12 protein-coding genes are annotated in these 11,796 nt (G+C 60.6%); all 12 read left to right on the top strand.

Going from position 1 to position 11,796, the window contains the following annotated elements; all coding sequences use genetic code 11:
• Positions 1-95 precede the first annotated feature (95 nt).
• The 12 genes from mihF to HMPREF3148_RS01050 all read left to right on the top strand — a co-directional run bounded on the left by mihF (position 96) and on the right by HMPREF3148_RS01050 (position 11,789).
• Complete coding sequence (gene mihF, locus HMPREF3148_RS00995; protein WP_005531652.1) at positions 96-416, top strand: integration host factor, actinobacterial type; 321 nt, start codon at positions 96-98, stop codon at positions 414-416.
• A gap of 8 nt (positions 417-424) precedes the next feature.
• The gene (gene gmk / locus HMPREF3148_RS01000; protein WP_005531650.1) at positions 425-994 is read left to right on the top strand and encodes a guanylate kinase; all 570 of its coding nucleotides are present in this window, start codon (positions 425-427) and stop codon (positions 992-994) included.
• Positions 995-1,034: 40 nt separating this feature from the next.
• Positions 1,035-1,337, top strand: coding sequence for a DNA-directed RNA polymerase subunit omega (gene rpoZ, locus HMPREF3148_RS01005; RefSeq protein WP_005531648.1), 303 nt, complete (start codon positions 1,035-1,037; stop codon positions 1,335-1,337).
• Positions 1,338-1,483: 146 nt separating this feature from the next.
• On the top strand, positions 1,484-2,722 hold the full coding sequence (coaBC, locus tag HMPREF3148_RS01010; RefSeq protein ID WP_049191675.1) for a bifunctional phosphopantothenoylcysteine decarboxylase/phosphopantothenate--cysteine ligase CoaBC: 1,239 nt from the start codon (positions 1,484-1,486) through the stop codon (positions 2,720-2,722).
• Between the two features lie 120 nt (positions 2,723-2,842).
• Positions 2,843-4,075 (top strand): methionine adenosyltransferase, encoded by a 1,233-nt coding sequence (gene metK / locus HMPREF3148_RS01015; protein WP_049151709.1) that lies wholly within the window; start codon positions 2,843-2,845, stop codon positions 4,073-4,075.
• Between the two features lie 11 nt (positions 4,076-4,086).
• Entirely contained in the window at positions 4,087-6,123 is a 2,037-nt protein-coding gene (locus HMPREF3148_RS01020; RefSeq protein ID WP_070508564.1) for a primosomal protein N', read from the top strand.
• Between the two features lie 133 nt (positions 6,124-6,256).
• The gene (def, locus tag HMPREF3148_RS01025) at positions 6,257-6,766 is read left to right on the top strand and encodes a peptide deformylase (protein ID WP_034657519.1); all 510 of its coding nucleotides are present in this window, start codon (positions 6,257-6,259) and stop codon (positions 6,764-6,766) included.
• Between the two features lie 58 nt (positions 6,767-6,824).
• Positions 6,825-7,778, top strand: a complete 954-nt coding sequence (gene fmt / locus HMPREF3148_RS01030) for a methionyl-tRNA formyltransferase (RefSeq protein WP_070508565.1) — start codon at positions 6,825-6,827, stop codon at positions 7,776-7,778.
• Positions 7,775-9,295: an RsmB/NOP family class I SAM-dependent RNA methyltransferase gene (locus HMPREF3148_RS01035; RefSeq protein WP_049191657.1), complete on the top strand. Its 1,521-nt coding sequence runs from the start codon at positions 7,775-7,777 to the stop codon at positions 9,293-9,295. Before fmt ends, HMPREF3148_RS01035 begins: the two co-directional genes overlap by 4 nt.
• A gap of 64 nt (positions 9,296-9,359) precedes the next feature.
• The gene (rpe, locus tag HMPREF3148_RS01040) at positions 9,360-10,025 is read left to right on the top strand and encodes a ribulose-phosphate 3-epimerase (RefSeq protein ID WP_049062366.1); all 666 of its coding nucleotides are present in this window, start codon (positions 9,360-9,362) and stop codon (positions 10,023-10,025) included.
• 77 nt (positions 10,026-10,102) lie between these two features.
• Positions 10,103-11,137: a bifunctional diaminohydroxyphosphoribosylaminopyrimidine deaminase/5-amino-6-(5-phosphoribosylamino)uracil reductase RibD gene (gene ribD / locus HMPREF3148_RS01045; RefSeq protein WP_005531633.1), complete on the top strand. Its 1,035-nt coding sequence runs from the start codon at positions 10,103-10,105 to the stop codon at positions 11,135-11,137.
• A 37-nt stretch (positions 11,138-11,174) separates the two neighbouring features.
• Positions 11,175-11,789: a riboflavin synthase gene (locus tag HMPREF3148_RS01050; protein ID WP_049062367.1), complete on the top strand. Its 615-nt coding sequence runs from the start codon at positions 11,175-11,177 to the stop codon at positions 11,787-11,789.
• Positions 11,790-11,796: the final 7 nt, after the last annotated feature.

Here is an 11,796-nt window from a genome sequence, read left to right on the forward strand (position 1 = left end):
CATGGCATCAAGGGATTCGCTCCCGTTATTGCGGCCGGAATCTGGTAAGACTTACTGGACGTAAATTATCGATCTAATGAAATCGGAGGAAACCCGTGGCCCTTCCCAAGTTGACTGATGAGCAGCGCAAGGAAGCTCTCGCAAAGGCTGCTGAGGCTCGCAAGGCTCGCGCTGAGCTCAAGGCTGCGCTGAAGCGCGGCGAGACCAACCTGAAGGACGTTCTGGACAAGGCTGAGACCGATGAGATCATCGGCAAGACCAAGGTCTCCGCGCTCCTCGAGGCTCTGCCGAAGGTTGGCAAGGTCAAGGCTAAGGAAATCATGGAAGATCTCGAGATTGCTCAGACCCGTCGTCTGCGCGGCCTCGGTGATCGCCAGCGCCGTGCTCTGCTCGAGCGCTTCGGCTACGGCGAATAAGAGTCGCGATGTCTGACGCAACTACACGCGGTCGCCTAGTCGTTCTGGCTGGGCCGTCCGCGGTGGGTAAGTCCACTGTAGTTTCGCGCCTGCGCAATGACGTCGACAAGCTGTACTTCAGCGTCTCAATGACGACGCGTCAACCCCGACCTGGTGAGCAGGACGGGGTTGACTATTTCTTCGTTACTCCTGAAACCTTCCAACAGCGTATCGACGCCGGGGAGATGCTCGAATGGGCAGAAATCCACGGTGGCCTGCAGCGCTCCGGCACTCCTGCCCGTCCTGTACAAGAGGCAATGGCAGCTGGTCGCCCCGTGCTTGTCGAGGTAGATCTGGAAGGGGCTCGCAACGTCAAGGCGGCTTTGCCTGAGGCAAAAACCGTGTTCTTGGCGCCACCATCCTGGGAAGTGCTCGTTGAGCGCTTGACCGGTCGTGGAACGGAGCCGCAGGATGTCATCGACCGCAGGCTAGAAACCGCACACGCGGAACTTGCCGCTCAAGACGAGTTCGACCACGTGGTTGTCAATGAAAATCTTGATGACGCCGTGGCAGCAATTAGTGATATCCTGCAGGGATAGAACTAGATTTTGACCATTTCCAAGTGAAGTAAAGGTGCATGTGACTAACGTGACCACCCCTGCTAATACTGAGGCCCAGAAGCCAGAGCCAGTATTCGATCCGCCAACGGGCATTACCGCCCCTCCGATCGATGAGCTCCTCGACAAGGTCTCTTCCAAGTACGCACTGGTGATCTTCGCCGCAAAGCGCGCGCGCCAGATCAACAGCTACTACCAAGAGCAGGATGAGGGCGTCTTCGAGTTCGTTGGACCTCTGGTAACTCCTGAGGCCGGCGAGAAGCCGCTTTCCATCGCTCTTCGTGAGATTGAAGCTGGCCTCCTCGACCACGAGGAAGGCAAGTAAGCTTTCTCCCGTTAAGGCCCCCGCTCGCATCACCCGATGTGATTGGGGGCCTTCGGCATGTTCAAGTGCGTGGAGTACCACCCTGTAGACTCGGGCGGGTGACTGACGCAATTGAGAATCTAGCGGCTCCTACTAGCAGCCAGGAGCTGGCGAAGCAGCCGCGTAGCATCGTCGTTGGCGTGGCTGGCGGAATCGCTGCCTACAAGGCTTGCCACTTGGTCCGTGACCTTAAAGAGCACGGCGATGAAGTCCGCGTTGTTCCAACGCCCGCTGCGCTAAACTTCGTTGGCGCTGCAACCTTCGAAGCGCTCTCCGGCAATCCCGTCTCCACAACTGTATTCGATGCCGTCGATGAGGTGCAGCACGTCAATATTGGCCAGCATGCTGATGCCGTTGTTATCGCGCCGGCTACTGCAGATGTCATCGCCCGAATCGCTGCAGGCCGCGCAGATGATCTGCTGACAGCAACCGTGCTTGTGGCCACGTGCCCGGTCATCGTAGTACCGGCCATGCACACCGAGATGTGGCTCAATCCGGCCACCGTTGAAAACGTTGCTACGCTGCGTCGCCGTGGTATCACAGTCATGGAGCCTGCCCATGGACGGCTTACTGGTAAGGATTCTGGCCCCGGCCGTCTACCTGAGCCTGCGCAGATCGCGGAGCTCGTGCGCACTGAGCTAGACGGCTACCGTATCCCGCATGATTGGACAAGCAAGAAGGTCGTCATCTCCGCGGGAGGCACCCAGGAGAACCTAGACCCAGTGCGCTACCTCGGCAACCGCTCTTCTGGGCGCCAAGGCTTTGCGTTAGCCGAGATTGCAGCGCAGCGCGGGGCAGAGGTAGTCATCGTGGCCGGAAATACCGCTGAGCTTCCTGTGCCATCCGGAGCCAAAATCCGAAACGTGGTCTCTACCGCAGACCTAGAGGCTGCAATGGCTGAGGAATCGAAGGACGCCGACGTCATCATCATGGCCGCAGCCGTCGCTGACTACCGGCCAGCGCTTGTCGCCGACTCAAAGATGAAAAAGGGCACGGCTGACGACGCTCTCTCCTCACTCCAGCTCGTGGAAAATCCCGATGTCCTCAAGGGGCTGGTGGCCCAGCGTGCAGCAGGAGAGCTCAAAGAAGGCGTCGTCATCGTCGGCTTTGCAGCCGAGACTGGCGATTCCACCCATACGGCTTTGGAGTTCGCGCAAGCGAAGTTTGAACGCAAGGGTTGCGATGTACTCATGGCTAACGAAGTGGGCGAGGGCAAGGTCTTCGGCCAGACCACCAGCGAAGGGTGGATTCTACGCCGGGATAGCGAGCCGCAAGTCGTTGCCCATGGCTCAAAGCATGTGGTCGCAGCGCAGATCCTGGATGCTGTGAATCAAATCCTCAGCTAGTAGACCGGCCTAATTGCATTAATAGACCGCTTGGTCTATGCTGGCTAGTTGTTAAAGCTTGGGGCCAGAACCATGCAATGAACGCTAAATAAGCACTTCTTTCTGCACTAAGGAATATTTGTGACTGTTAACCATGCACCGGCTACCCGTTTGTTCACCAGTGAGTCTGTGACTGAGGGACACCCGGATAAGATTTGCGACGCAATCTCCGACACCATCCTCGACGCGCTGCTCGAGAAGGACCCGCATGCTCGCGTCGCCGTCGAGACCCTAGTCACCACCGGCCAGGTCCACGTAGTAGGTGAGGTCCGCACCACCGGCTATGTCGAGATCCCGCAATTGGTGCGCAAGACTCTCACGGACATCGGCTTTACCTCTTCTGACGTCGGATTCGACGGACATACCTGTGGCGTAAACGTCGCCATTGGCGAGCAGTCCCAGGAAATCGGCGCCGGCGTCGACACCTCTACCGAGGCCCGCGATCGCGGTGACGACTTTGATGAGGAGAATGACTCCGCAGGCGCCGGCGACCAAGGCCTGATGTTCGGCTACGCCACCAACGAGACCGCCGAGTTCATGCCGCTGCCCATCGCTCTGGCGCACCGTCTTTCCCGCCGCCTCAGCGAGGTGCGCAAGGAGAAGATCGTTGATCACCTCCGCCCAGACGGCAAGACCCAGGTGACTTTCGCCTATGACGACAACAACGTTCCTTCGCACTTAGACACCATCGTCATTTCCACCCAGCATGACCAAGACGTGACCCAGAAGTGGCTTGAGGAACAGCTGCGCAAGCACGTCGTCGAGTGGGTCATCCAGGATGCTGGCTTGGAAAAGTACTACGGCGAAGAAACCACCTTGCTGGTTAACCCTTCCGGATCCTTCATCCTCGGCGGCCCAATGGGCGATGCGGGTCTTACTGGCCGCAAGATCATCGTTGACACCTATGGAGGCATGGCCCGCCACGGCGGCGGTGCCTTCTCTGGCAAGGATCCGAGTAAGGTTGACCGCTCCGCAGCTTACGCAATGCGTTGGGTGGCTAAGAATATCGTCGCCGCAGGACTCGCCGATCGGGCCGAGGTGCAAGTGGCCTACGCCATCGGCCGTGCGAAGCCGGTGGGCCTGTACGTCGAGACGTTCGGCACCGCACATCAGGGGCTCAGCGACGCCGCTATTCAAGCGGCAGTCAACGAAGTCTTCGACCTTCGCCCGGCGGCCATCATCCGTGATCTCGATCTGTTGCGTCCTATCTACCGGCAGACTGCGGCCTACGGCCACTTCGGTCGTACCGACGTTGACCTGCCATGGGAGTCGACCTCCCGTGCCGCCGCATTGCGAAAGGCAGCTGGCCTGTAGAATCTGAGCCTATGCCGAAGAGAACACTCGCCGCCCACAAACCGGTCGCGCGGGTGTTGCCTCTTTTAGGGGTTGCTCACTTAGATCGTGGGTTCGACTACCGCGTGGACGAGGAACAATCGGAGGCTGCACAGCCTGGGGTTCGCGTACGTATCCGCTTCAATGGGCGGCTTAGCGACGCCATCGTTCTTGAGCGCCGCAACGACTCGGAGTTCGCGGGCGAGCTGCGCTATCTCGACCGAGTGATCTCACCCTTTGCAGTTTATCCAGCGCAGCTCTCACAACTCGTCGAATCGCTTGCTGCCCGGTACGGGGGAGTTCGCTCCGACATCATTCGTTCCGCTATCCCTCCGCGTCATGCCAAGGCGGAAGAATCAGACTTGTCGACGCCGTGGGAGGAGCTGGGAGACGCCAGCGAACCCGATCTGTCCAGCTGGTCCGCGTATCAGTTCGGCGAGTCTTTCGTGGATACAGTGCTAGGCGGCGTCATTGCGCGCGCTGCCTGGCAGGTAGCACCCGGCGATGATTGGGCGGCAGCGCTGGCTGCTTTGGTTGCAAAAATCGCGGTAGACGGAGGTGGCTCGCTCATCGTGGTGCCGGATCAACGTGACGTCGACAAGCTCGAGCGTGCGCTGCGCGAGATAGTCGCGGCTAAACAGGTAACCGTGCTCGGCAACGCCACTGGCCCGCAGGCTAGGTACCGGCGCTATCTGTCAGCCTTGGTAGGCCAGGCACGCATCGTCATCGGCACGCGGTCTGCGGCTTTTGCTCCGGTGGCGAATCTGCGCCTTGCCGTCATCGTGGACGATGGCGACGACAATCTCGTGGATAATCTCAAGCCCTACGTACATGCGCGCGAGGTGCTCACCACGCGCTCTGCGTTGGAGGGATGCAGCCTTATTTTGGCCGGTCATTCGCGCACCGCGGAGACGCAGCTCCTGGTGGAGTCGGGGTGGGCGCACGACCTAGTGCCGAGTGAGTCGACGCTTTCGGCGCGGCGTCCTGCGATCACGCCGGTCGGAGCCTTCGGATTCCAGGTGGCGCGTGACCTGCAGGGCGGAACGACGTCGCTAAGCGGTCCTGCATACCAAGCCGCGCGTCGTGCCCTCGACCGCGGCGAACCAGTTCTCGTGCAGGTCCCGCGCAAGGGCTACGCGCCCATCCTGGCATGCGGGAATTGCCGCGCCCCGGCAAGGTGCCGCCATTGCAACGGTCCGCTTGGCCTGCCGGGTGATTCGCACGGTGGGCATGAGGGCCAAGCATCCCTGCCAACCTGTACGTTGTGCGGGCGCATCGACTCCAAGTTCCGGTGCACGGAATGCGGCTCGCCGCGCCTGCGCGCCATCGTATTGGGCTCGGAGCGTACGGCGGAAGAGCTGGGTCGCGCCTTTCCAAGCACGCGGATTGTCATGTCTGGCGGTAACAAGGTCATCGATGAAGTGCCAGGGGAGCCGGCACTTGTCATTGCGACTCCCGGTGCGGAACCCCATGTTGCGGACGGCGGTCATTATGGCGCGGCGCTGCTGCTAGAAGCTGCCACGCTGCTCAATCGTCAGGATCTGCGCGCAACCGAAGAGGCCCTGGCCAAGTGGGCTGCGGCAGCGACCTTGGTGAGCCCGCACTCCAAAGGCGGGGAAGTGATTATCGCTGCGGATGAGGCGTTAGCAGTTGTCCAATATTTAGTGAATTGGGACATGGTGGCAGCAGCGCGCGCTGAGCTGGCGGGGCGTCGGGAAGTGCGCTTCCCACCGGCCGTGCATATGGCAGCCGTGGATGGAGCGGATGCCGCACTGGATCACTTTCTTTCGATTGCAGAGCTGCCTGAGCATGCTGAGATCCTGGGCCCGGTCCCGCTTCCGCCCGGAGTCACCCTGCCCGGTGAGTATGACGAACAGCGCTTTGGGCCGCCACAAAGGGCACTCATCCGCACCCCGTTGGGGCCGCGCTCACAGCTGGGCACGGCGCTGCGCAACGCCAACGCTGCGCGCAGCGCCCGTAAGGACGAGCTGCCACTGCGCATTCAGGTAGACCCAATTCACGTCGGCTAAACGCCAGCTTATGGACGTGGAGCGCGTGGTGGAGACGGTTTAGTGCTGCTGGGTCTACCCAGTCCGCCGCTGTGTCTGGCATGTCCACTATTGTCGAGTGCGACGTAATTGTTTGAAAGGTAGTGGTTCCGCAGTGGCAATCAGAGCAATTCGCATGTACGGCGATCCAGTCTTGACGTCTCGTGCTACCGAGATTGAAAAGTTTGATTCATCGCTTGAGGCCTTGGCCAATGACATGCTGGAGACCATGGACGCGGCCGGCGGAGTAGGCCTTGCCGCAAACCAGATTGGTTTGACCAAGCGCATTTTTGTCTATGACTGCTCCCACTTTCAGACCGGCTTGCGTGGGGCCATCATCAACCCGGTGTGGACCCCGTTGGGGGACAAGACGCAGGACGGCCCCGAGGGCTGCCTATCGATTCCGGACATCACCGAAAACACCGAGCGCTATGAATCGGTCGTGGTCCACGGCCGCGATGTACGGGGCAATGCCATCTCGATGGTGGCCTCCGGGTTGATGGCGCGTTGCATTCAGCATGAGACTGACCACCTTGATGGCGTCTTGTTCCTGCAAAGGCTCACCCCTGAGCGGCGCAAAGAAGCGATGCAGGTTATCCGCAATTCAGAGTGGTTTAACTCCTAGTAGCTAGAGCAGCCTAAGAAACTAGAGCAACAAGAGAAGAAAGAAGTAAAGGTTCAGCATGCGAATTGTCTTCGCCGGTACCCCGGAGCCTGCAGTGGTGGCTTTGGAAAAGCTCATTGCCTCCAAGCATGAGGTTGTCGCGGTCATCACTAGGCCCGATGCGCGCAGGGGCCGGGGCCGTACTCTGCACCCCAGCCCGGTGAAAGAGCTGGCTCAAAAACATGGAATCGAGGTGCTCACCCCAAGCACCCTCAAGCCCGGCACCGAGGACGGCGAGGCGCTGCGCGCACGTCTGCGGGATCTTTCTCCTGAGGCTATCCCCGTTGTGGCCTACGGCAACCTTATTACGCCGGATCTTCTTGACCTACCGCGCCATGGCTGGGTCAACCTGCACTTCTCCTTGCTACCTGCGTGGCGCGGTGCGGCCCCAGTGCAAGCTGCGATCGCAGCCGGCGATGAAGTCACGGGTGCTACTACGTTCCGTATCGATAAGGGATTGGACACCGGCGTCATCCTGGGCACGCTCGAAGAGAAGATTCAGGCAACTGATACCGCAGACGATCTTCTCACCCGCCTGGCTAATGCCGGTGGTGATCTCTTGGTGGAAACGATGGACGGCTTGGTGGCAGGCACCATCACCCCACACGAGCAATCGGGCGAGCCCTCCTACGCGCACAAGATCGCAGTTGAGGATGCTCGCGTCAATTGGCAGGATTCCGCGGAAGCCATCGACCGCCACATTCGGGCACACACCCCGGCCCCGGGTGCCTGGACCATGCTTGGGGAGGAGCGAGTCAAGCTTGGCCCGGTTAGCCTCATAGGCGTTGACCCGGCACTTGAGGGCGTTGCCCTCGCACCAGGTGAGGCGCACATTACGAAGAAGTCCGTGTACGTCGGCACAGCTGATGCGGCAGTCAAGCTGGAGCGTCTGCAGGTCCCTGGCAAGAAGATGATGAACGCTGCAGACTGGGCGCGCGGCCTGGGCGGCAACAAAGAGGTGAGGTTCTCATGAGTGGTGGTTTCCGTTCCCGCTCCAAAGGCGGCGATTCCGAGCGCAAGGCTGATGGGCGTAAGCAGCATGCGCGTGACGCACAACGCGGATCGTTGCAGCGCAAAGGCAAGAATAATTCGCGTAATTCACACCACCCTCGAGGCAGGCGGGGCGCGCAGGAGAAGAACTCCTTCGTCCAGGCTGCGCGACGAAGCGGCGTAGACACCGCTCGTGCGGTCTCCTTTGAGGTACTGCGCCGCGTTCACAGCGATGATGCGTTTGCGAACCTGACCTTGCCCAAGGCTTTGCGCGTGCACAAGCTCGAAGGCCGCGACGCTGCTTTTGCAACCGAGCTGACCTATGGTTCTTTGCGCACCGAGGGGGTGCTCGATGCAGTCATCGGGGAGTGCTCGTCCCGTGCGCTTGATGCGATTGCCCCTGAGGTTTTGGATGCTTTGCGGCTAGGCGCCTACCAGGTGCTCTTTACCCGCGTGGAGCCGCATGCTGCCGTAGACACCACTGTGCGTTTGGTTGAGGCCGCAGGCTTTGAGAAAGCTAAGGGCTTTGCCAACGGCATCATGCGCACCATCACGCGCACCCCGGCCGAGAAGTGGTTCGACAAGCTCGCCCCGCAGGGCGAGATCGCGGCACTGGCCTTCAAGCACGCGCATCCCGCGTGGATCGCACAGTCTTTTAGCCGTGTCGTCGGCTTGGGCGAACTCGAAGCAGCGCTGGAAGGCGACTCCCAGCGTCCTATCGTCCACCTAGTAGCGCGTCCCGGCGAGATTAGCGCCGAGGAGTTAGCGCTTATGACCGGCAACGAAGAAGGCAAGTACTCGCCTTATGCCGTCTACATGGAATCTGGTGATCCGGGTGATCTGGAGCCTGTGAAGCAGGGCTTTGCCGCGGTCCAGGATGAAGGCTCGCAGCTCATTGCCCGCGCAGTGGTCGAAGCACCCGTTGCAGGTACTGATTCCGGGCGGTGGCTCGACCTGTGTGCGGGCCCTGGCGGCAAGGCGGCCCTCATGGGTGCGCTGGCACGCATTGAGCAGGCCCATGTCGATGCGGTGGAAGTCTCGCCGCACCGCGCTGAGCTCATCAAGAAGACTGTTGCGGATCTGCCTGTTCGTGTGCACGTAGCTGACGGCCGTAACCCCGGCCTTGAGGCTGGCTTCGATCGCGTGCTTGTCGACGCCCCGTGTTCCGGCCTTGGCGCCCTTCGTCGCCGTCCGGAGGCTCGTTGGCGCAAGTCCGAGTCCGACATCGCCGGACTCAACGAGCTGCAGTTTGAGCTGCTCGAGTCCGCGCTCAAGCTCGTGCGCCCCGGCGGTGTCGTGGTTTATTCGACGTGTTCGCCGGACCTGAGGGAAACGCGCGACGTTGTGGATCGCGCCGTCGCCAAGCTGGGCGCCGTGGAGCTCGATGCCCACGAACTCATTCCGGATATGGGTGACGTTGGACACCACAAGTCGGTCCAGATGTGGCCGCATCGCCACGGCACCGACGCGATGTTCTTCGCCGCGCTTCGTCGTGACTAAGCGTTAGCCGAGCTGCTAAAGAAGTGGCTGCGCGCAATCGAAGGGAAGGTCTAGACTGAACACCATGCCTGCACCGATTATTTCCCCTTCGATTCTCGCCGCTGACTTCTCCCGTTTGGGGGAAGAGGTACGTGCGGTACACAACGCTGACTGGATCCACGTCGACATCATGGATGGCCACTTTGTGCCCAACCTGTCCTTCGGCCCTGACATCACCAAGACTGTTGATGGCATCACGGATCAGGTCTTGGACGTTCATCTCATGATTGAGGAACCGGAAAAGTGGGTCGAAACCTACGCTGAAGCAGGCGCTGATTGCATCATCTTCCATGTGGAAGCCGTCGCTGACGAGCATGCGGCGCTCGCGCTGGCGGATAAAATCCGCGGCATGGGCGTACGCGCGGGCTTTTCCATCAAGCCCAACACTCCTATCGAGCCGTGGTTGGACAAACTGGAGCACTTTGATTTGGCACTCGTAATGTCGGTTGAACCTGGCTTCGGAGGCCAGAAGTTTATGCCTGAGATGCTGGATAAGGTACGCACATTGCGCGCTGCCATTGATGAGCAGGGCCTCGATACCCTGATCGAAATCGACGGTGGCATCTCTGCCGAGACCATCGCTGCATCCGCGGAAGCTGGCTGCCACGCGTTCGTGGCCGGTTCTGCCATCTACAAGCAAGCAGACAAGGCCGCAGCAGTCGAGGAATTGCGCCAGCTGGCCTCGCAATAGTTTTCTAACCGCTTCACGTCCCGAACCTTTCGTGGGACCGTCCTTGACCAAACGGAAATTGCAATCAGAAAGTCTTTATGAAGCTTGACCTCGATGCCGCCCTCATCCGTGCGATGGAGGCGGGTCAATCCGTGCGCGGCACGACGAGCCCCAACCCGCCGGTGGGTGCAGTCATTCTCGACGCCGAGGGCAACCTCGTAGGCACTGGCGCCACTCAGCCCGTAGGCGGGCCGCATGCCGAGGTCATGGCCCTACAAGAGGCCGGCAGCAGCGCCCGCGGCGGCATAGCAGTCGTTACACTCGAGCCGTGCAACCACACTGGGCGCACTGGCCCCTGCGCGGAAGCCCTTATTGCGGCGGATATTTCCCAGGTATATTTCCTGCATCCTGACCCGAACGGCGTGGCTGCTGGCGGGGCGCAGACTCTGCGCGCCGCGGGCATTGAGGTCGCACAGATTGAAGCGCCTGCGGAGTTGCCCGTGTCCGATGCTCTCATCCCGTGGTTGACTTCGCTGCGCCTGGGCCGCCCGCATGTGACCCTAAAGTTTGCGCAAACACTCGACGGTTTTACCGCCGCAAGCGATGGTACGAGCCAATGGATTACCGGGGAGCACGCGCGTGAATGGGTGCACGTCGACCGCGCGCGGCGTGACGCCATCATCATCGGCACCGGCACCGCGCTGGCAGACAACCCCTCGTTGACCGCTCGTTTCCCCGATGGCACGCTGCGGGAGCAACAGCCGCGCCGCGTCGTGATTGGCCAAAGGAACTTAGAGGATGCGGGAGCGGCATCATCGCATTTGCGCGAACTTGGCTACGACCAATTTGCCAACATCGATGACGCACTGATTTCGCTTTATGAGGCGGGCGCACGCGACGTGTTGGTCGAGGGCGGGGCCGGGCTGGCCAGCGCCTTCCTCAATGCCGGATACGTGGATGCGGTGCAGGCCTACATTGCGCCGCTGTTGCTCGGAGAGGGGCGGGGAGTGTTGGCCCATCCGGTGGCCCAAACCTTGCAGGATGCGCGTCGTTTTCAGCGCGTGGGCACCACCGTGCTGGGCGACGATGTGCTCATCGAGTACGTGCGCAGGCCATACGTGGATGACGAGTAGAGTCAAGCCTTCGAGATTAAAAGTTAAAGGATAGATTTTGTTTACTGGACTCGTGGAAGAAATCGGCACGGTCGCTTCCTTGGAGCGGCAGGGAGACGCGATCCGCTTAGGAATCGCCGCGCCTAAGATACTTGACGACGCCGCCCTTGGTGACTCCATCGCAATCAACGGCGTGTGCCTCACCGTGGCCGAGCGAACCGCGGACGTCTTCATCGCCGACGTCATGCAGGAATCCCTAAATCGTTCGGCGCTCGGCGAACTGCGCGTGGGGTCCCAGGTCAACGTGGAGCGTGCTCTGCTTCCAACTACCCGCTTGGGCGGCCACATCATGCAGGGCCATGTCGACGGCACTGCGAAACTCATCTCGCGCACCCCGTCTGAGAACTGGGAGGTGTTGCGTTTCGAGCTGCCCGCCGGACTTGCGCGATACGTGGTAGAGAAGGGTTCTATCGCAGTCAGCGGCACCTCGCTGACGGTAAGCAACATCGGCGCAGACTGGTTCGAGGTCTCTCTCATTCCGACAACGCTGCGCGACACCATATTCGGGCAGCTGGAAGTTGGTGCCGCAGTCAACCTCGAAGTAGATGTGCTGGCCAAGTACGTGGAAAAAATGTTTGGGCCTAACGCTTCCGGCGCCAACGGCAAGGGCTAGAGTAAGT

The sequence above is a fragment of the Corynebacterium sp. HMSC05D08 genome, from assembly GCF_001807215.1.
Taxonomy (GTDB): domain Bacteria; phylum Actinomycetota; class Actinomycetes; order Mycobacteriales; family Mycobacteriaceae; genus Corynebacterium; species Corynebacterium striatum.